The organism is Kribbibacterium absianum (assembly GCF_030067705.1).
GTDB lineage: Bacteria > Actinomycetota > Coriobacteriia > Coriobacteriales > Atopobiaceae > Kribbibacterium > Kribbibacterium absianum.
The window spans coordinates 566,285-585,026 of the sequence record NZ_JASJEX010000002.1 but is presented as its reverse complement, the minus strand read 5'-3'; the positions used below and the strand labels follow the sequence as shown (position 1 = coordinate 585,026).

Annotated in this window: 20 protein-coding genes; 6 read left to right on the top strand and 14 right to left on the bottom strand. The window is 64.2% G+C overall.

Features of this window, described 5'->3' with window-relative positions; translation table 11 throughout:
- Positions 1-22: 22 nt before the first annotated feature.
- The 13 genes from QJ043_RS05575 to QJ043_RS05515 all read right to left on the bottom strand — a co-directional run bounded on the left by QJ043_RS05575 (position 23) and on the right by QJ043_RS05515 (position 13,196).
- Positions 23-1,414 (bottom strand): leucine-rich repeat protein, encoded by a 1,392-nt coding sequence (locus QJ043_RS05575; RefSeq protein ID WP_283713664.1) that lies wholly within the window; start codon positions 1,412-1,414, stop codon positions 23-25.
- A gap of 3 nt (positions 1,415-1,417) precedes the next feature.
- Positions 1,418-2,992, bottom strand: a complete 1,575-nt coding sequence (locus QJ043_RS05570) for a collagen-like domain-containing protein (RefSeq protein WP_283713665.1) — start codon at positions 2,990-2,992, stop codon at positions 1,418-1,420.
- A gap of 223 nt (positions 2,993-3,215) precedes the next feature.
- Positions 3,216-4,436, bottom strand: a complete 1,221-nt coding sequence (locus QJ043_RS05565; protein WP_283713666.1) for a phage tail spike protein — start codon at positions 4,434-4,436, stop codon at positions 3,216-3,218.
- A complete protein-coding gene (locus tag QJ043_RS05560) occupies positions 4,436-5,155 on the bottom strand; it encodes a phage distal tail protein (protein WP_283713667.1) in 720 nt (239 codons plus the stop codon). The genes QJ043_RS05565 and QJ043_RS05560 overlap by 1 nt, the downstream gene beginning before the upstream one ends.
- Complete coding sequence (locus tag QJ043_RS05555) at positions 5,152-5,301, bottom strand: hypothetical protein (RefSeq protein WP_283713668.1); 150 nt, start codon at positions 5,299-5,301, stop codon at positions 5,152-5,154. Before QJ043_RS05555 ends, QJ043_RS05560 begins: the two co-directional genes overlap by 4 nt.
- Positions 5,298-5,684 (bottom strand): phage tail terminator protein, encoded by a 387-nt coding sequence (locus tag QJ043_RS05550; protein WP_283713669.1) that lies wholly within the window; start codon positions 5,682-5,684, stop codon positions 5,298-5,300. The genes QJ043_RS05555 and QJ043_RS05550 overlap by 4 nt, the downstream gene beginning before the upstream one ends.
- A 6-nt stretch (positions 5,685-5,690) precedes the next feature.
- Positions 5,691-5,984, bottom strand: coding sequence for a putative minor capsid protein (locus QJ043_RS05545; protein ID WP_283722760.1), 294 nt, complete (start codon positions 5,982-5,984; stop codon positions 5,691-5,693).
- A gap of 32 nt (positions 5,985-6,016) precedes the next feature.
- The gene (locus QJ043_RS05540; RefSeq protein WP_066661412.1) at positions 6,017-6,355 is read right to left on the bottom strand and encodes a hypothetical protein; all 339 of its coding nucleotides are present in this window, start codon (positions 6,353-6,355) and stop codon (positions 6,017-6,019) included.
- A gap of 2 nt (positions 6,356-6,357) precedes the next feature.
- On the bottom strand, positions 6,358-7,398 hold the full coding sequence (locus QJ043_RS05535; RefSeq protein ID WP_283713671.1) for a hypothetical protein: 1,041 nt from the start codon (positions 7,396-7,398) through the stop codon (positions 6,358-6,360).
- Between the two features lie 3 nt (positions 7,399-7,401).
- The gene (locus QJ043_RS05530) at positions 7,402-7,944 is read right to left on the bottom strand and encodes a hypothetical protein (RefSeq protein ID WP_283713672.1); all 543 of its coding nucleotides are present in this window, start codon (positions 7,942-7,944) and stop codon (positions 7,402-7,404) included.
- A gap of 103 nt (positions 7,945-8,047) precedes the next feature.
- Entirely contained in the window at positions 8,048-8,518 is a 471-nt protein-coding gene (locus QJ043_RS05525; protein WP_283713673.1) for a DUF6998 domain-containing protein, read from the bottom strand.
- A gap of 4 nt (positions 8,519-8,522) precedes the next feature.
- Positions 8,523-9,836, bottom strand: a complete 1,314-nt coding sequence (locus QJ043_RS05520; RefSeq protein WP_283713674.1) for an McrC family protein — start codon at positions 9,834-9,836, stop codon at positions 8,523-8,525.
- 3 nt (positions 9,837-9,839) lie between these two features.
- On the bottom strand, positions 9,840-13,196 hold the full coding sequence (locus QJ043_RS05515; protein ID WP_283713675.1) for an AAA family ATPase: 3,357 nt from the start codon (positions 13,194-13,196) through the stop codon (positions 9,840-9,842).
- Positions 13,197-13,523: 327 nt separating this feature from the next.
- Between QJ043_RS05515 and QJ043_RS05510 the strand changes: the two genes are divergently transcribed.
- The 5 genes from QJ043_RS05510 to fic all read left to right on the top strand — a co-directional run bounded on the left by QJ043_RS05510 (position 13,524) and on the right by fic (position 17,533).
- Complete coding sequence (locus QJ043_RS05510) at positions 13,524-13,892, top strand: helix-turn-helix domain-containing protein (protein ID WP_283713676.1); 369 nt, start codon at positions 13,524-13,526, stop codon at positions 13,890-13,892.
- Positions 13,893-13,897: 5 nt separating this feature from the next.
- Positions 13,898-15,088: a tyrosine-type recombinase/integrase gene (locus QJ043_RS05505; protein WP_283713677.1), complete on the top strand. Its 1,191-nt coding sequence runs from the start codon at positions 13,898-13,900 to the stop codon at positions 15,086-15,088.
- Positions 15,089-15,527: 439 nt separating this feature from the next.
- A complete protein-coding gene (locus QJ043_RS05500; protein ID WP_283713678.1) occupies positions 15,528-16,184 on the top strand; it encodes a cupin domain-containing protein in 657 nt (218 codons plus the stop codon).
- 48 nt (positions 16,185-16,232) lie between these two features.
- Complete coding sequence (locus tag QJ043_RS05495; protein WP_283713679.1) at positions 16,233-16,652, top strand: DUF488 domain-containing protein; 420 nt, start codon at positions 16,233-16,235, stop codon at positions 16,650-16,652.
- 263 nt (positions 16,653-16,915) lie between these two features.
- The gene (gene fic / locus QJ043_RS05490) at positions 16,916-17,533 is read left to right on the top strand and encodes a protein adenylyltransferase Fic (protein ID WP_283713680.1); all 618 of its coding nucleotides are present in this window, start codon (positions 16,916-16,918) and stop codon (positions 17,531-17,533) included.
- A 169-nt stretch (positions 17,534-17,702) separates the two neighbouring features.
- On the opposite strand, the gene QJ043_RS05485 is transcribed toward fic, so the two are convergent.
- The gene (locus tag QJ043_RS05485) at positions 17,703-17,882 is read right to left on the bottom strand and encodes a hypothetical protein (protein WP_283713681.1); all 180 of its coding nucleotides are present in this window, start codon (positions 17,880-17,882) and stop codon (positions 17,703-17,705) included.
- 517 nt (positions 17,883-18,399) lie between these two features.
- Here QJ043_RS05485 and QJ043_RS05480 point away from each other — a divergent pair.
- Entirely contained in the window at positions 18,400-18,672 is a 273-nt protein-coding gene (locus QJ043_RS05480) for a type II toxin-antitoxin system RelB/DinJ family antitoxin (protein ID WP_283713682.1), read from the top strand.
- The last annotated feature ends 70 nt before the right edge of the window (positions 18,673-18,742 follow it).

Below are 18,742 nucleotides of genomic sequence, written 5' to 3'. Positions count from 1 at the left end.
GGAACAACCGTAAGCACGGTTATTAGGCTGCGGTGATATACCCTGGCGTGCTCGCCGTGTCGATGCGGAAGTACGTGTATCCCGTTTTGTTGCTTGCCCATACAGTGCCGTTTCCGCCCACGAGCGACGTGGAGCACGAGTAGAAGCACTGCGAGCCCGAGATCCCGCTCGAAGGCAGCGCCCACGTCGAGTCCGCGTAGATGGTCGTGAGGTGCGAGCACCCCGAGAACGTGTAGAACAGGTCCGTCAGGTGCGATGGATCGAAGCCACGGAAGTCGATCGTCGTGAACGCGCACGAGCTGAACGTGTAGCGCATCGACCGCACGCCGCGCAGGTTTCCCAGGCCCGAAACGCTCGCGAGGTTCGTGCAGGTGTAGAACAGGTAGATCAGGTTCAGGTACGAGAACGTGGCCATGTCGGCCGCGAACGTCACGCTCGTCAGGTGCTGACGGTGGGTCGGGCCCGTCGTGCCCGTCCAGGGAGTGAAGCCGAGGCCCACGTACTTGCCGATCGCGCAGATGCGTCCGGAGGCACGGAGCGTGCGCGTCGGATCCGGAGACGAGCTCGCAGTCAGCACCGCCTCGCCGTCGTCGTAGAAGTGCGCCCAGAACCACGTGCGCGCATCGGCGTTCGGGTCGGTGAGCACGCCGCCGGTCCCGATCTTGCACACGCTCGCTCCGCTCGTGCTGGAGGGCACGAAGCCGTCCGCGCCTCCCACGAGCTTGTAGCACCCGTTGAACATGAGCGAGCCAGAGAGCCCCGTGTTGCTGAACGAGGTCGCGTAGATCGTCTCGAGCGAGGAGCAGCTGCTGAACATCTGCGCCGCGCTCGTGATGCCGCTCATGTTTTCGAATCCGGAGACCTCGGTCATGCTCTGGAAAGCGTTGAACAGGTAGTCCGCCTTCCTCATGCCGACCTGAGGCCAGGAGGTATGGATCACGACCTTCTTCACCTGCAGCTTGATCGAGTCATAAGGCCTGGCCGCTGCCGACGAGTATCCAGCTGGGTCGATCTCCCAGGCGTTGACGGGAACGCCGCCGGAGTAGCAGTGTCGCCCGTCCACGTAGTTGAACTCCAGGGTGCCGAGCGAGGTGAGAACGGCACGCGGCTTCAAGCCCACGTCCCATTCGAGCGCTAAGATGGCAGCAGCCATGTCTCCCGGCTGATACCGAGTTGAGAGCCCGTTCTGCCCGCGAATGGCGGCAGCGATGTCCGAGAACACCGACTCGGGCAGCACGCCGGACTCTAGCGCCATGTAAGGCTGCTCCTGGTAGTCGCCGGCGTCGGTGCCGTCGAGCGCCGACACTGCGGCGGCCATCTCGCGCGGCTTGTACAGCGTGGCCACGCCGGCCTTGTAGCGGATCGCGTTGGCTATGTCTGTGAGAATGGATGTCGATACGGTTCCAACTGCCATGGCCTAAAACTCCTCTTCCTCGAGGTTCGCCAGCGCCGCGATAGCATCGTCCACGTACTGCTTGGTTGCGTAGCTCGTCAGGTCGATCGAGAGCGTTCCTCCCGAGTACGAGAGCGGGCTCTGCGCGTTGATGGTGGGCGTCGTTCCCGCCGGCCCCTGCGGACCCTGCGGTCCCGTGGCCCCCGTCTCGCCCTTGAGGTTGTGGAAGGCGAATGCGAACGTCCTGGCAGATGCCGTGCCGCCGAGCGTGACGTTCACGGAGGGTGTGCCGGTAGAAGAGTCGACGGTGGCCGAGGCGCCGGTAATGGTCGCGTCAGCGCCCTCGTCGCCCGTCTCGCCCTTGGGTCCCTGCGGTCCCGTTGCACCGGTCGCGCCGGCCTCGCCCTGCGGTCCCGTCTCGCCCTGGGGACCGGTCTCGCCCTGGATCCCCTGGATGCCCTGCGGCCCGCGAAGATCGGCCGAGCTCGTGCCCGACGCGCTCGTCACGGTCAGCACCGAGCCGTTCCACGAGTGCGTGCAGGGGGTGCCGTCGGCGCCGGCAGGCCCCGTCGCACCCTGCGGTCCCGTGTTGCCGGTGTCTCCCTTCGGTCCCTGCGGGCCAGTGTCGCCGGTGTCGCCCTTCTCACCCTGGGGACCCTGCGGTCCGGTCGCGCCGGTCGCGCCGGTGTCGCCAGTGTCACCCTTCGGCCCTTGCGGTCCCGTGGCGCCAGTCAAGCCCTGGATTCCCTGCGGCCCCTGCTCTCCAGTGTCGCCCTTGGGCCCCTGCGGTCCAGTCGCACCTGTGTCTCCCGTGTCGCCCTTGTCGCCTTTCGGCCCGGTGAGGCCCTGGATGCCCCGTGGCCCCTGCTCGCCCGTGTCGCCCTTCGGTCCCTGGGGAACGGTCTCTCCGGTGTCACCCTTGTCGCCCTTCACGCCCTTGGCCACGTCTGCCGTGGTGGTGCCGTTCTTGTCGGTGATCGTGATGGTGCAGCCGCCCTCGGTCTGCGTGACGGTGGCCGTCGGGCTGAAACCGTCCGAGCCGTCGTAGTCGCCACGCTGCGCCGCCTCCTGGATGGCGGCCGCAACAGCGCTCGCGCTATCAGCTGCATCCTCGGCGGCCTCGGCCGCCTCGTTGGCAGCGTCGGCCGCCTCGGTGGTGATCTCGATCGCGCCCTCGTAGCGCTTGATGGTCTCCACGAACAGGGTGAAGCCGTCCTCGCTCTCGGTGCCGCCGATGATGACGGGCTCAACACGGATCGTGAACGCCCTAGTGGAGATCGACTTGTCGTCCCAGCTCACCATGCACTGAGCGTCGACCGCGCCCTCGGTCTCCTGCATTGCGGCCGGGTAGTAGACGACGTACTGGCCCAGGGACTCGTCGATTTCCTCCATGGGCTCGCATCCGCGCCTGCCGGTCGCCTTGTGGCGCCACAGGAAGTAGACCTCCGCGCCGGTCAGGTCGGCTGCCGCGCCTCCCTGGCGCACGTGGAGCTCGAGCCCGCGTCCCGTCGCATCGGCGGGAGACGCCACCAGGAAGTCGCCCAGGCGCTCGTCCGCCGAGTCCCATATCAACGTGTGAAGTCCGTATCCCTCGAGCATGGCGCCTCCAATTTCATAATCCAACTGGGGAAATCATCAGCTCTTGTCACAACCCGTCCGAGCGTTGCGCGGCAGCTCCCACGTGCCGGCATGCCAATGCCGCGCAACGTCCGGCCTCGTCCGCGGTGCGCTTCGCGCTCACGTGCCTGCAGGCTCGCAGGGCAGGTTGGCTCCAGCGCACCGCGGCCGGGGCCGCTCAATCAGTAATGCAGGGCATAAGGTATTAGAAGTCCAGGTCCGCGAGCTCGTCCAGGTCGTCGATCGCCTCGGTGACGGTCTCGGTCACGCGCTCGGTTGAAGCCGCGCTCGTCAGGTTGCCGTCGATGCCGACAACGTCGTTCTGCAGCGTGGCCACGTCGGCCGCCAATGCGCTCACCTGCTCGTAGTCGGCCTTCTGGACGGTGCCCACGGTCACGCGGGCAACCACCGTCTCGCCGAACGTGCGCACGCGCCGCACGATCCGTGCCGTCAGACGCCATTCTGGGTCACGCGACGTGTCGATCACGGCCACGGTGTCTCCTAGCTCGGCGTCGTCGCCGTCGAGCGCCGCCACGTCGATCTCGTAGCTCACCTTGGGCTGCGTCGCCTCCGCGAGGGCCCGCCGCGTCAGCACGATCAGCCGCTCGGGCTCGGTCACGTCGGAGAAGGTCACCTGCCCAAAGGAATGCACCCTGGCGGTGCGGTCGGCGTTCCAGCGGCCCCAGACCAGCTTGGCGTTCTCGTCGGCCACGTAGTTCAGCCCGCCGTTGATGTCCCCGAAGGTAAGCTTGCGCCGGTAGCCGGCCTTGTAGTTGCCGTCCTCGTCGGTGAAGGGCAGGCCCGCCCCGAAGCCGTAGAGCGCCGTGTACACGTCCTGCTCGAGAACCGTGCGCGTGCACCCGGCCATGTTCTTGCCGTAGGTGAATCGAAGGCCACGCCATTCGCCGCGCTCCTCGTCCAGGCGGATTGAGCGCGCGGCCACGCGACCGTTCGCAACTGTGATGACCGGTGTCACCTCGCCGCCCCAAACCTCGGCGACGCGCCGGAGCGCCCAGAGTGCGTTCTGGTGGTAGATGAGCGCCCCGGCGGTGCCGAGGGATGCGCAGTACGCGATCGACCATCTCGTCGGTGCGAGCACAGCCGTCAGCGCCTGCCGCGCCGTGCGGGAAACCAGCTGGGCCTCCTCGATGAAGTCGTCGAGCATCTCGCAGAGGGATGACTCGGCGTAGACGGAACAGAGCCCCTCCAGAGGCTCCTCGGTCCTCACGACCACGTGCTCGCGCCAGGTCTCGCCGTCGAGCCACAGAAGCCGGTCGCCCTTGGCAGGCACCTCGTAGCTGCAGAACTCGAGCGTGTCCTCGCCGTTGAGCTCCTCGGTGTGCACGAGCTCGCCGACAACGCGAAGAAGCCCGATGCGCTCGTCCCAGCGGTCGAACCAGTAGAGCGTCGGCACCATGCTCGCCATCACGCCCACCTCTCGGAGAAGCGCGTCTCCACATAGGTGCAGTTGGACGTCGATAGGATCGCCTCGCCAGGCTCCAGCGCGAAGAAGTCGCTCGCAAGCGCTACACAGTCACGAGCGTCGGTGTCGTTGATGCGCACCGTCTCGCCCTGGCAGTCGACGACGACGGCCTCGCCGCCTGAGAACCCGTAGTCCACGCGGATGCCGCGCCTGACTGCAGGCACCGACACCTGCAGGTAGGAGCCGGCAGCCGCAACGAGCCGGATCTCGGGCAGCGTCGGCCAGTTGCCGCCAACGTCGAAGCGGGCCGTGCGCTCCACGCGCTCGGCGCCCCATCCGATGGGGTCGAACAGGGTGAACGTCAGCTGGCACTCGCCGTCCTCGAAGAGGTTCGACCAGTCGGCCGCGCCGACGAGGATCACGTCGCGGTACTCGATCTCCGGGTCGTCGGGAAGAATCAGGTTGCCTCCGCCGGGCCATGACAGCCAGCGGCGCACCTTGGCCCGCATCTGCGCCATGCCGGTGAAGCCTGGGTTGTAGCCCATGTCCATGAAGAGTCGCACGGTCACGTCGACCGGCGGGATGTAGCCCGTGACGAGCAGCGCCCCGGCACGGCCGGGGACGCGCATGTACTCGGCGATGATGGGGTTCGCGGACCTCGCGACCACCTCCGCGCTGCAGACGTCGGAGAAGTCGTTGCCGGCGTAGACGATCGACCTCATGCGTTGCCCCTCGCTCTCCCGTAGGAGGACGCCCGACGCTGCGACTCGCGTGCCGCGCGGTCGTCCTTGCCGAAGGGCTTGGCCCGCTTCACGACGGGCTCGGGCGTGCGCCCAGCGCTGTTGACGCGCCTGGTCTTGTCGCTCATAGGCTCCTCACCACCGTAAGCCTCACGTCGAACTCGTACACGAAGCGGCCGGACCCGTCGCGCTCCTTGAAGGCAGGCGCCGTCGTGTCCAGGCCGCAGATGCGCCAGCTGCCGTTCTCGGCGACTGGCTCCCAGCCGTAGGTGCGGATCCAGCGCTCGCAGGCCTGGGCGTCCGCCTCGGCCTGGGCCTCGACCTCGCGCACGACGAGCACGGCGACAGTTACTGTCCCGCGCTCTTCGTCCTCCATCCGCGCCTCGCGCTCGAACCTGCCCTCGCGCACGACGATGGGCTCGGGGTCGTCGGCCGCCGACGGAACACTTGCGAAGTAGCTTGCGAAGTCGCCCTCTAGCAGGGCCTTCACGATAAGAAACGAAAGCTGCAAGGAGAATCACCTCACCTTGAGTTCCCAGTGGTGCACGCGCCCGAACAGGTCGCAGCAGGCGTGCGATTCGGTCACGTACATCGAGCGGCCGCCAACGGCCACCCTCGATCCCGCCACGACCTCGAACGCTCCGATGGAGTTGACCGCATCGACGAAGACGGTCCCGCCGCCAGCGTCCGCGCTCCTGTGGTCGTCGTCCGAGACCCTCTGCGTCCGCTCGAAGCGCACGTTGCAGATCAGCTCAGGCTCGTCGTAGGTGCCGTCGGGAAGCGGCGCCCGCACGGTCATCGTGTCGGGCAAGGCCGAGCGCGGTATCGGGCGGATCGACCTCATCAGCAGACCCCCGTGAAGGCCATGCCGGAGAGCCCCAGCTCGCGCAGCGCCGCGGCCGTCGCCAGCTCCTCGCCGGTCGTCTGCTGCGATGCGTAGTTCTTCACGCTGAACTCGCCGATTTGGAAGCCCCCGACCTCGCCCGCGCCGTACTCGGCGAAGGCGTCGACGGCCGCGCACACGGCGCGCTTGAACACGTTGCAGGTGGTCGTCGCGCCCTTCGCGGCGCAGAGCCACTTCACGTGGCTGTCCGCGATGGGAAGAGATGCCGCGAAGGCGGCCTCAGAGAGACCGCCCCCGTAGGTCTGCGAGTAGAACTCGTATGTCACGGTGGACGCCACGGCTACTCCGTGGAGGCCGAGACGTACACGCCGTCGAGCTTGTTGTCGAAGAGCTCCACGATGCCGTACTTGCGATACTTCATCATGTAGCTGTCCAGCGCCTCGAGCTCGTCCGGGGAGAACACGCGGCTCGCCACGTGCTTGTCGAACTTGATGACCGCGCTGCGCTCCACGACCATGAAGTTGATGTCCAGACCGGGCGTGGTGGTCATCTCGTAGTAGGTGCCCAGGTTGGCCTTCACGGGGCTCGCGACCTCGGTGTACACGTAGGGGCTCGCCGAAGTGCCGGACCCCGAGCGGGTGTAGTACGTCTTGCCGGAGTCGACCTCGGTGTCCGTGGTCAGCTCGTAGGTCGCTACGCGCTTCTGGTAGCCGAACTGGTCGTCGTCGCCGGAGAGCAGGTCGATGGCCGTGTAGAAGCGCACCTGCGGCACCTCCACGATGCGCGAGAAGCGCTCGAGCACGCGGTTGGAGCGGTTCGGGTTCGCGTAGGAGAAGTCGTCCAGGACGCCCTTGAGCGTGGGCGTGATGAACAGGATGCGGCTGCCCAGAGTCACCTGGTTCTCGTCCATGGCGGAGGTCACGGTGCGCAGGTCCTCCAGGATGTCCTCGGCGTCCGCGCTCGCGTAGCTCTCGGACTCGACGGTGACGCCCGTGTGGCCCGCGATCTGCGCGAAGGTGAAGGCGTCGGCCTCGGGTGCCACCTGCGTGCGCTGGAGCTCGGCGCCTGCTTCCACGAAGCAGTCGTTCACGCCCGCCTCCTCGACGTCCATGACGTCTGCGAAAAGGCGGATGCCGCGGTCGTAGTTGAAGGTCTTGGTCTCGAACTCGTAGGTGATGGCGCCGGTCTTGTAGCCCACGTTTCGGGTGTAGTTGCCGAGACCGGTGACGGAGATCTTCGGGATGAGGATCTCCTTCGCGTTGTGCCCGGCGCGGACCATGCGGCGGCCGGAGTTGAGAACGCCCGAGACGGACGCCCTCTGGTACACCTCGTCGATGACCGAGGTGTAGTTGCGTGCGAATGCGATGTTGTTGCTAGGCATTGCTTAGCCCTCCTTCTTGGTGTCGTCATCGTCGGTGAGTCCCGCGATCTCGCGCCAGTGCTTGAGCGTCTTGCCCTCGTCACTGGCCGCGCCCGCGTTCGGCAGGCCGGTCGTGCCGGAGCCGCCGGCGTTGCCACCCTTGGCGTGCTTGCCGCCGGCCTCGAAGAGCCAGGGCTCGGCTTCCTTGAGCTTGTCCACGTCGTTGTCGTGGTCGGAGAGGAGCGCACGCGCCGCCTTCACGTTGCGCACGCCCGCGAGCTGCAGCTTGAAATCGATGCGGTCGGACTCTCCCTGGGCCTTGAGCTCGGCAATCTCGCCGCGCAGCTGCTCTGCCGTCTCGGCGTTCTTTGCCGCCTCGGCAACCTGGGCCTCAAGCGAGGCAATCTTCTCGTCGCGCTCGGCGATCTGCTTCTCGTAGTCGGTAGCGTCGCCGCCTACCTGCGACTGGCCCTGTTGCTGCGTTTCCTGCTGCTCTTGGCCCTGCTGCTGCGACGCGTCCTGCGCACCCTGCGTGGCTTCCTGGCTGCCATTGGTCTCACCGTCCATGTTTCCTGCCTGCCTTTCGTCTCGTAAGGCGGGCAGAGACGAACAATGCCCGCACCTTTACCGGTACGGGCATCGTCGCAGCGTGTCACAAGTTGGGGCGCATTTACGCCAGCGTAGGCACCCTGTCCTTTTCATCAACCTCTTCGTTCAGGGCCTTTAGCTTTGTGATCGAAACTTGGTACTGGCCGTTCTTCGGCCTAGCACGGCCCTCGAACAGACTCCAGACTGGCTGGCCAGGTCCGTTGTACACTTCGTTTATCTCACCGTCGCCATCGATCTTGAGGACAATCAGGTAGTCAGGATTCTCGTTCAAGGCGACGCTGCTGCGCTGTGTGGCCTTGACTTGCACGAGTCGGCCATCAGGAGCCGTTCCGTCGTGTCTAGGAGTTGACGATATGAAGAGGTCGATGCCATATCTTTCGGCTGCGTATACCTCGCCGATGCTTCCTATCAGGTGCCCGTCAAGCGTGAAGTGGCGGTGCTGGTCACGATAATCCCGTTCAAGCTCACCGACGATGCCGTAAAGGCGTCGGATGGTTTCGGCCAGCTTCTTGCTTCTTGCAGTTTCTTCCATGGGCCTACCCCTCGCATCCCGCGAGCGCTTCGATCGTCTCGAGGAGTGACGAGACGCTAGTAGCGGCGTTGGACAGGTCGAAGAAGAACATGTCAACCTGCACGCCATCGCTACTCACATGTCTACCCTCAGGCATCATTCCCAGTTGAGCGCCCTCGTGCCATGGGTAGAGTAGGACGACGTGCTGCATCTCCTCACCATCGGCGCGGTATCGCTGCCCGTAAGCGTACATCTGGTGCATGTCTGCTACCGAGAGGTCTTTGGGACCGTAGACGCGCTTCCACTTAGTGTCGAGCACGACGCGGCGACCGTTGGCGCATTCGCAAAGGATGTCAGGACGCAGGGACACGCGTCTGCCTTCGAAGAGCCACTGCCCGGTAGCCTGTAGCTCGATGCGCTCGACGAGCGAATCGTGCAGGGCTTTGCGCTTGAGCAACCGACCGACGTAGTCCTCGAAGACCCTCTCCATGGGAAACAGCAGAGCGGTCGCCACGTTCTCGCCCTTGAACATCGTGAAGCTCTCGCCGCGCAGGAACACCCGGCACCAGGCGATCAGCGTGCCGTACGATCTAGTCGAACGGTCGTCAACGCACCGGGCGAGGTCGGCGTCGATGTTCGCGCATCGTCCGACCCCCTCGAAGGCGGGAAGGAGCTGGATGACCCGTCTCACGTTGCCGTTGTCGCGCGAGCTACGGCGCAGGCAGAGCAGCGTCGCCTTCACGAGCCTGTTCTCGGGCCGGTCGGGGAGGAGCTCGTCGTGCATGAGGTTTGTTATGTGCGCACGCGCCGCGCCCTTCCTGGATTCGCGGGAGAAGTCGATCTTGCCGCGAACGTACTTTTCCTCGGATTCCACTGCCACGTACGCAGAGCGGATGCCTCGCCTCACGAGGTCGGCAGCCTCGTCGAGGAACATGGAGATGAAGACCTCGAACAGCGGGGCCTTGCCGGTGGTGAGCCCGGTGCGGTCGAACGAGCGGAACGATACGTCGGTCCCCAGCTCTTCGAGCATTTGCGCGAACACCTCGCGGTCGTCGGCTCCAGACCCGGGGGCGATGTCAATCTTTGGCAGGACCTCGACCTGTAGACCGTCGCGGAGCTCCACCACGCCCACGTAGTTCTGCAGTTGTATGGCCTCGCCGATGCCCCTCGGTGAGCACAGTCGCATGAGTTCCAGCGGGCTGTCGCCCTCGCGGTTGGCGAGCGCGAACTCACGCAGCGCGGCGAAGCTGTTTGCACCGACGTCGTGGCAGTTGGGCCTACCCTTGTCGGCGGGGACGAGGAACTCGTACTCCCGGGCGACCACGTGCCTCCCGGCCATGGCCTAGTCCTCCCGCCCCGTCTTGTAGATGAGGGCGTACGCGTCGGCCTCGCGCGGCGCACGCCTCACGCGCCAAGACCGTAGGCGGTCGTACTCGTCGGCATCCTCTCCCCAGAAAACGCTCGCGTCGTGGCTCCGCTCGATGAAGCGGTCGGCTGCCGCACCGAGCACCGAACGGATCTTGGCGTAGTCGTCGAAGAAGTATTCCTGCAGGAGCGGTATCAGCCTGGTCTCGAAGGTCCTCGCCAACCGCTCGACCGAGGGTTCTACGGCGAGATCCATGAGGTAGGCGTGTCCCAGTGTGTGCTCACGGTCGTAGAGCAGCTCGATCCGCGCGTTCATCACTGCGAGCATGCGTGCCACGTCCACGCCCTCGACCTCGATGCCCGCGAGCAGCTCGGGCTCAGGCATGACCTCCACGAACTCGAAGCGGCGGCGAAGCGCGGTGTCCATGAGCGCGATGGAGCGGTCGGCCGTGTTCATGGTGCCCAGGACGTGAACGTTGCCCGGCACGCCGAACATCTCTCCGGAGTATGGCAGTCTTGCCAGGGTTTCCTCGGCGGCGCCTTTGCGCTTACTCGGCTCGAGAAGCGTTATGAGTTCGCCGAACACCTTGGACACGTTGCCTCGGTTGATCTCATCGATGACAAAAACGTAGGGCTTGCTGGCTTGCGGTGACGCCTTCGATTCGTCGCTCATGCCCATCGCCTCGAGCAGCTTCGACGGGCTCACGCGCGTGAGCTCGTAGACCGTCTGCAGCGTAAGCGCCTTGCCACCGTTGAGCGGCAGGAAGTCGTTCTTCGCCACGCCGTCGAGCCACTGCGCGTCCCGCTTGCGCCTGGCTCCCGGCATACTCTCATCCCATTCGAAGTCTCCCGTCACGACGGCGACGTCGTAGCGGCTGCTCACGGCTCCTGGTATCACAACGAAGTCGCCTGGCTGCATCTCCTCCTGGAAGGCGTTGATGGCCCGCCTGTTCTGGTCGGAGAGGTCCTTCGAGTCGTCGACCTCGTCGGGGCTCACGTCATCCCAGCCCATGCGCAGGCTTCCCTCGGCGCGGCACCTTTCCAACAGATCGGCTACGCCGCCGGTTTTGAGGCCCATCTTCCACACGCGTGGGCGCGGGTTGCCGGGGAACCTTGGTACGCCGTCCTCAGCGGAGGCAACGGCGACCACGTCCTCCGCCGCCTCGCAGAAGTCGCGGAAGACCCCCTTGCGCAGCGGGTAGGTCACAACGCCCTTGTCCTCGTCGTACTCGGGGCGTAGACCCTCAATGAACTCCTCGTAGCCATATGACTGGTGGAAGGTGGTGAATCCGATGCGCCCCTCGGCGACCAGCCTGTCGTAGCGTTCGGCCACCTCCGCGAAGCCGTCGGGGTCGGACATCGCTTCAAGCACATCCTCAACGCGGCGCCCGTCGCAGATCGCCACGGCGTAGGCACGGGTCCGGTAGGTCTTGCCAGTGCCCGGAGGTCCGTACAAGATCATGTTCTTCGGGTACGTGACCCCTTCGAACGCTACCTCGTCGTCATCGTCCGTCGTCGCCTCGCCTTCGAGGAGCTCGGCCCAGTCGGTGTGCCACGTCTTCATGTAGCGCGACGCGTAGTATGCGATGTCCTGCAGCATGAGGTGGTGCGCCGGGTCGGCGGCGCGTTCCTCCTCCGTGAGCGCGCTGTCGCTGAGCGCCACGAGCTCGGCGTCCTTCATTAGCTCGGGCAGGACCGCGTCGGCCAGGCTCTCGTAGGTGAGGAACTTGGCGACCGGGTTCCCGGGCAGCTTCGCCCCGACGCACTCGGCGAAGTCGCTTCCCACGGTGGGCTTGAAGAAGTGGTACCTGTCGGGCATCTCGAAGGCGAGGTACAGGCTCACGGCAGAGGGAGTCTGGTGGCTTCCCTCAAGCGGCTTGTCGGCCGTCTCGTTGTACTCCTGTAGCACCGCCTCGACAGCGTCCACGAAGCCGGTGTACGCGTCGCGAAGCGGGCGCTCCGGGCTGAAGAGTACCTTGAAGGCGTCCCGTATTCCGTCCGCGTCGAAGTCGACGAGCTTGGAGAGGCGCCCAAATGGGTAGGAGAATCCGTTGCCCAAGAGTGCGCCCTGGCCTGTCGACGAGGGCTTGAGCGCCGCGCGCAGGTGCTCGGCGAAGTCTGTGCCTTCGGCCTCTATGCTCCAGTTGTCCTGGTAGGCCCGCGCGTCACGCCATTTGTAGGCCTCGTGGTCACCCTCCTCGTCGCCGGGCACCCGGAAGCGCGGAAAGTCCTGCTTGTACAGGTCAACGAGCCTAGCAAGCCTTTCGCTGCTAAATGTCGCGCGTTCTCTCACCTCGGCCTCGATAAGAGGCGCGTCGCCCTCGCCGATCCTGTTGATGGCTTCCGCCAGTTCAGGACGCAGCCGCCATTCGAACGAACCATGGCGAGATTTCCCTACGTAGCTTCCTACGCAGGTGACGGGCCAATACTTCCCAGCGCCCTCAATGTCGCGCGGGCTTATTCCGAGTTTTTTGCAGACGTTCTCGCCGAAGGTTGAAACGTTGTTGCTGTAGAAATTTGATCCGCGCCCGTAGTCGTCGTCGAGCTCGGCGCACGTCACTCCCTTGGGGTGCTTGGCGAGGCAACGCAGTGCCGTGAGAGTGTTGGCGGATGTGAAGCTCGCATCACGCAGCAGTTCCTCCCACTTGTCAGCAGAGATTCCCGGGTCGTACTCACTTGGCGCCGGGACCCATCCGCCAAGTTCCCACGCCTCATGAGATACGATGGTGAAGTCGGCCTTTGCCTTCTCTCGCACTTCATCGAGGAGCGCTAGGTACCCGTCGCCCTTGAGTGGAGTTGGGACGGAAACGTCGTAGCGGTTCCAGAGATAAGTACGCGTGTTGTTGTCGATGGGTAGGAAGGTTCTCGGCCTTGCCCAGAACAGGGCCATGGTCAGGTTCGCGTCGCCAATGTTGCCCTGTGCATGCACGACGTCGAAAAGCCGCATGAGCTCTGGCCGTTCGTCCCTATTGCCGTCGGCGTAGGCCAAGGCGCTGCGGAAGAGCTGCCAGTTGTGCCGGACTGTGTCGGGTTTGCCGTCCCAGTAGCGCCAACGCTGCGGGTTCGTGACGGGCAGGCCGTCAAAGTCGGTAGGCTCAGGCGCTTTCAGCCCAAATCTCTCGATAATCGTCTTCACGGCCTCTATGCGCTTGTCGAAGTTCTTCCTCTTCCCGTTGAACATGGAGAAGAACGTGAGCGGGTCCATCTGTTCGTAGTGCTCCCCGAGGATCTCTTCGACGACCTTGCAGAGTGCGTCCTGTCGCTCCTCGTATTCGAGCAGCATGGACGCGATCTCCTCGTAGACTGGTATCCAGCTAAACTTCGCCTCGCTCATTGGTGCTATCACTCCTTGTGCGTCGGTGCCGGTGGCTTACGCCGCCCTGGCTCGAAGTACTCGTATATCTTGTTCCAGCAAGCTGCTATCGACTCGTCCGGGTGGCTCGCGGGTAGGAGGCCGTAGAACTCGTTGAGATTGATGGCGTCATTCTTGGTCCTGCCTCGGATTCCTTCGGACAAATTCGATTTCCGCACTGGCCAATGCTGCATTTAGTTCTGCACCTTAAGCGCAACATCCTCACGGATCGCGCCGATAATACCTATCACTTTATCAAGTGCTTTTACGATTGCCTCACGTTCGTCCATAGGAGGTTCAACTAACCGCATGAACAGCACCCAGGCGCCTGTTCCACCCAAAACATCCTTGGCGGACCTCCGCAAGGCGGCAGGATACCGCAGCAGCAAGGAATTCGCAGCCGTTCTCGGCATCCCCGCGACAACCTATTCGCGCTATGAGCGCACCCTGGCAGACCCCGACAGCGGCATCCCGCTGCGCGCTGCGTGGGCCATTGCAGACAAGCTCCACTGCTCCATCGATGCGGTCGTTGGCCGCGACGGCGCCGACGACACGCAGGGCCGCGACCTCAATGCCGCGTACCGCACGCTCAGCGAAGGCGGCAAGGAGCGCTTCGACGAGTACCTGCAGTTTCTGGCCTTCCGCGACCAGCTCATCGCTACCCAGCAGGGCAGGTGATCGGTATGGCGGAGGTATCCGGCAACGGCACCATCTTCCAGATGGAAAAGGACAAGCCCAAGAACAAGTGCCGCAAGTGGCAGCTGCGCGTGTCTACGGGCCTCGATCCGAGAACCGGCAAATACAAGAAGAAGACCAGGGTCTTCAACGGCACATACACACAGGCGAAGGCCGCACTGCGCGACTTCATCGATGAGGTCGAGGGCGACCGGGTCCAAGGCAGAACGACCTACACCTTCGAGGAGTACGCCGAGCGGTTTCTGCAACGCCGCGAGCTCAACAAGGAGATCGCGCCGACCACGCTCGACCGCCAGCGCCAGCATTTCAAGGCGGCCAGCCGCCACATCGGCAAGGCCAACCTCGCCGCCATCACGCCCACCATGCTCGACGACATGTACATCGCCATGCTGGGAGGCGACACGCTCTCCGGCAAGCCGTCGGGCGGCTCCTACGTCAACGGCATCCATGACAACATCTCGCTGGTATTCGACCAGGCGATAAAGGAGGGGATTCTCGTGTTCAACCCGTGCCACAAAGCAAACCCGCCCAAGATGGACACCAAGGCCAAGCGGGCGCTCAGCCCGGCCCAGGCGCACAAGTTCATCGATTCGCTCGACCCGGAGCCCGACCGCGAGTGCGCGTACCTGCTCGCCATCACCATGGGTCTGCGCCGCGGCGAGATCTGCGGGCTGTCCTGGGGCGACATCGACTTCGACCGCAAGGTCGCCGACATCAAGCACTCCTACGACTATAAGGGCAACCTCAAGGCAACCAAGACCAAGGCTGGCACCCGCGTGCTGCCCCTCTCGGACAAGACGATGCAGATCCTCAGGGCGCACAAGGAGGCACAGTTCAAGCGCTACGCCCGCACCAACCAGTGGCGCAAGCCAGAGGAGGGCTACATCGAGCAGACCGAAGACAGTCCCGTCATTTCCGACAATTGCGGCACCCGCGTCCTGCCAACTAGCCTCAGCCGCTGGTGGACCGAGGACCACGCCAAGTACGGGCTCGACGGATGGTGCCTCCACGAGTTTCGACACACCTACCTCACCTTGCTCGCCATCCAAGGCGTGCATCCCAAGGTGATGCAGGAGCTCGCCGGCCACTACAGCTCCCAGATCTCCATGGATATCTACACCCATGTTAATATGGACTCCAAGCGCGAGGCCGTCGCTGCCGTCTCCGAGGTGTTCTGAGATGAAGGTTAAGAGCGACGCATGCAGCGTATTTTCCCTCTCCATAGTCCACGCCTGCAAACGCGGAGCACGATTTGTCCAAGATTTGTCCATGGACAAGCCCCGCCGCGTCGCTCACAAGAATTTTGAGTCATCTACCTGCGGCTTTGTGAATGGCAAAATGAATACCAGCTCAAAGATTCAGTTGAGTGGGAGTGATTCTCCAACCACATCACTTCGCGACAGTGCGCCCCACAAGGGCGCACTTCTCCTGGCGTTGCTGGCGTTATTCGTTCATTCCATTCAATATCCACGCCGCTCAGGGCGCGCCCCCGGGCGGCGTTTCTCTGGGGGCGCAAGCGCCCTGCGCGCGATTCCGGGTACAGGCTGAACGACCATGCACCGCGCGCCGAGCCACACGTCAACGGACCGGAGCGCCTGTCCCGTAAGGGAGCACGTTATGAGTCTTCAAACTGGCGAGGTGGTCGACCTCCACAAGGGGCACGCGCCCGTGGCCGGCTGCACCGTTTCCAGCGAGCTTATCGCGGGTGACCAGGTGAGCCTCACCTGCTTCTCGCTGGCGGAGCACACAGACATCAGTGCAGAGAGTTATCCCACCGATGCCTTGTACCTGGGGCTTTCTGGCGAGGTGCAGGTGACTCTGCCCGACGGCGCCAAGCCCCGCCTGCGGGAGGGCAGCGTTCTTGCCGTGCCCGCAAACCAAGCGACCGGCTTTGAGGCCTTGCAAGACGCCGTGTACCTGGAGGTGCGGAGCGCCGCCCCGCTGGCCCTGGGCCCCGAGCTGGAGGCTGGCCAGGCCTACGAGCTGCCTGACCTTGCCCCCTACGGCAGCGGGCAAATCGTGAACCGCGACATCGCCAAGAGCGACCACCTCAAGCTCATGGTCATGGCCTTTGACCAGGGCACGGGCCTCTCGCCGCACCGCGCGCCCGGCCAGGCCGTGGTGTTTGCGCTGGACGGCGAGGCCATTATCGGCTACGAGGGCGAGGAGCACCGCCTGCATGCAGGCGAGCAGTTCTCGTTTGCCAAGGGCGCCCTCCACAGCGTGACTGCGGTGACGCCCTTTAGGATGGCGCTGCTTTTGGCGCTGCAATAGACCAAGAGCCTGGGGCGGCAGTCCTCACCAGAGAGGAGAGTACGCACTATGCAACTGCGCGTGACAAGCCCGTATCAGACCACGGCCGAGAAGTTCTTTGGCCAGCTCAAGGCATGGCAGGTGGACGAGGTGGTGGACATCCGGCTGCACAACACCACGCAGCTGGACGGTTTTTCCAAATACCCGGATATCGCGTACTTTTGCGAGACCATCTGCCACGCGGGGTACGCGCACGACACGGACTTCTCTCCGGCGCCCGAGCCCATGAAGGAGTACGTGCATGGCGAGATAAGCTGGGAGGAGTTCTCGAGCGATTACCGACGGGCCATGGAGGCCAAGCACGCGGCCAAGCTCTTTTTGGAGCGCTACGGCCGTTTTGCCAGCGTGGCTGTGATAGGGGCCGCGACCAAGCAACGCCGCAGCCACTCGGAAGTGTTGGCAGAGCTGGTGGAGGCCGCGCAGCAGTAGCAGGGCGACAGCGTGACGGCAAGGCGCGACGGTCTACGCGCCCTCCCCTGTCAAGCGCTCAAACGCCACGGTCTGCTGCTTCATAGAGATTTCCATGCTCTAGCTGCGATGTGCTGCATCTGCCGTGTCGTATGGCCACCTTGGAGATGTGCACCTCCTTGGCGTTCTGTCCCTTTCTCGGGGTCGTCTAGGATGTGCTTGTTCTTGCTGACACGTGGCAGCCTGAAGGGGCGCCGGACGCTCGTCCCACCCACGGAGGACCCATGGCGCTGGACAACAAGCTTGGAATCGAAACCGACGTCGAACTCGCCCGCGAGGAGGAGCGCCTCACCAAGGCGCGCGCCCTTGAGCTGTTCGAGGGCGGCCTGCTCGATTCCTGCGAGGCGGGCACCTTCGCCGGCCTTGCAAAGATTCACGGGTACCTATTCCAGGACGTCTACGAGTTCGCAGGCAAGCGGCGCACCGTCAACATCGCGAAAGGCAGCTTCCGCTTCGTGCCCTGCCTCTACCTCGAAGGGGCTCTCACGGCCATCGACAAGATGCCACAGTCCACGTATGACGAGATCATCGAAAAGTACGTGGAAATGAATGTCGCCCACCCCTTCCGCGAAGGTAACGGGCGCAGCATGCGCATCTGGCTCGACTGCATCTTGAAAAGCGAGCTGGGGCAGGTCGTGGACTGGAGCCTCGTGAACAAGGAGGACTACCTGTTTGCGATGGAGCGCAGCCCAGTGCGCGACACCGAGATAAAAGCCCTCCTTGCTTCCGCACTCACCGGCGCCGTGGACGACCGGCAGGTGTATATGAAGGGTATCGACGCGAGTTACCGCTACGAGGGGTACTCCGCGTACAGGACGGAAGAATTCCACGGGCAAACGTAGGTTTGCGAACCGCGAACGGAACACTCCGGACGCCTCGCCCTGTGTGCCGAGACTCGGTCACGCTGCGTTGCGGCGTTGGCGCCCTCGTCGTGCCGGGCGCCGATCGTGAGCAACCTGCCCCTGGTTCTTCCTTCTCCGCGTGGCTTTCTGCACGGCTTCCGACCCGCGCCTACGACCGACCGTCGCGACCTCTCCGGACGCGCACGAAGAGCGCCATCGCCAGCGCGGCCACGCACCAGGCCACGACCACCGCGCACCAGACCTTGAACCATACGTCGGTCTCGGCGCAGGTGAGCAGGCACGCCACCAGAATCAGCACGCATGCCGCAATCACAACGACCTGGGCCATCCTATAGCGCCTATGGGCGGCCTCGCCTGGGGCAAACGGGTTGGACCTGTCGAGGAACCCCCGCGCTGCATCACGCCACGATTCGTAGGGCATGTCTTTCTTCTTTCATTCCGGGACGGCCGGCACAGAAGGCCTCGAGACCCGTCCTCACTTGGAGCTCGTCGTAGGCGAAACACGCAAGAGCCACGGCGACCTCGGAGAACGCGACCAGACGACACCTCTCGGCATCGGTCAGATTCGTGAAACTATTCTAAACCGCGTTTGACGCGCCGGCCCTGCCGTGCTCCGGCAGCGGTAGTTGGCGTTCCCCAAGAATCCGACCCGAATGAGGAAGCGTGACCGCGAATGAGGCAGAACAGGACCAGGGCAACGTCCCTCGTCCATCGCCTTGATACGACAAAAGCGCCGGCGCCAGGCCAACGCGGGCCGCGTCGGCGCTTGAGCATCTAGAGGGTAGCATGCCGCACATTCCCTATACTGAGTAATGTCTTACATCGTCGCTACAGGAGGTGACCCCATGGCATGTATGTCATCCGTTACTGTGCGGGTTGAGCCCGAGGACAAGCGTCAGGTCTCAGAAATCGTCGAGTACTACGGGTTCGACCTCTCCTCTGTGACCCGCGCCTTCTACAAGCAGATCATCAGGGAGCACCGCATTCCCCTCGACCTCGGGAGCCCGCAGCCAAACACCGACTCGGTCGAGTCGATCCGGGAGGCGGAGCGCGTCATCGCAGACCGCTCCGCGCGCTTCTCGAACGCCGACGACATGCTCACGGCTCTGAAGGCGTGACGCGCTCGCGCAATTGACGATTGCTTGAATCGGCCGCGCCCCCATGGTCTCTTGTTCTTGACGGCAGAAG

Coding starts and splice junctions, on each gene's coding strand:
- QJ043_RS05530 (WP_283713672.1), bottom strand. CDS start 7,944: ATGGACGGTGAGACCAATGGCAGCCAGGAAGCCACGCAGGGTGCGCAG.
- QJ043_RS05480 (WP_283713682.1), top strand. CDS start 18,400: ATGGCATGTATGTCATCCGTTACTGTGCGGGTTGAGCCCGAGGACAAG.
- QJ043_RS05535 (WP_283713671.1), bottom strand. CDS start 7,398: ATGCCTAGCAACAACATCGCATTCGCACGCAACTACACCTCGGTCATC.
- QJ043_RS05500 (WP_283713678.1), top strand. CDS start 15,528: ATGAGTCTTCAAACTGGCGAGGTGGTCGACCTCCACAAGGGGCACGCG.
- QJ043_RS05565 (WP_283713666.1), bottom strand. CDS start 4,436: ATGGCGAGCATGGTGCCGACGCTCTACTGGTTCGACCGCTGGGACGAG.
- QJ043_RS05495 (WP_283713679.1), top strand. CDS start 16,233: ATGCAACTGCGCGTGACAAGCCCGTATCAGACCACGGCCGAGAAGTTC.
- QJ043_RS05515 (WP_283713675.1), bottom strand. CDS start 13,196: ATGAGCGAGGCGAAGTTTAGCTGGATACCAGTCTACGAGGAGATCGCG.
- QJ043_RS05560 (WP_283713667.1), bottom strand. CDS start 5,155: ATGAGGTCGATCGTCTACGCCGGCAACGACTTCTCCGACGTCTGCAGC.
- fic (WP_283713680.1), top strand. CDS start 16,916: ATGGCGCTGGACAACAAGCTTGGAATCGAAACCGACGTCGAACTCGCC.
- QJ043_RS05510 (WP_283713676.1), top strand. CDS start 13,524: ATGAACAGCACCCAGGCGCCTGTTCCACCCAAAACATCCTTGGCGGAC.
- QJ043_RS05520 (WP_283713674.1), bottom strand. CDS start 9,836: ATGGCCGGGAGGCACGTGGTCGCCCGGGAGTACGAGTTCCTCGTCCCC.
- QJ043_RS05570 (WP_283713665.1), bottom strand. CDS start 2,992: ATGCTCGAGGGATACGGACTTCACACGTTGATATGGGACTCGGCGGAC.
- QJ043_RS05525 (WP_283713673.1), bottom strand. CDS start 8,518: ATGGAAGAAACTGCAAGAAGCAAGAAGCTGGCCGAAACCATCCGACGC.
- QJ043_RS05555 (WP_283713668.1), bottom strand. CDS start 5,301: ATGAGCGACAAGACCAGGCGCGTCAACAGCGCTGGGCGCACGCCCGAG.
- QJ043_RS05575 (WP_283713664.1), bottom strand. CDS start 1,414: ATGGCAGTTGGAACCGTATCGACATCCATTCTCACAGACATAGCCAAC.
- QJ043_RS05505 (WP_283713677.1), top strand. CDS start 13,898: ATGGCGGAGGTATCCGGCAACGGCACCATCTTCCAGATGGAAAAGGAC.
- QJ043_RS05485 (WP_283713681.1), bottom strand. CDS start 17,882: ATGGCCCAGGTCGTTGTGATTGCGGCATGCGTGCTGATTCTGGTGGCG.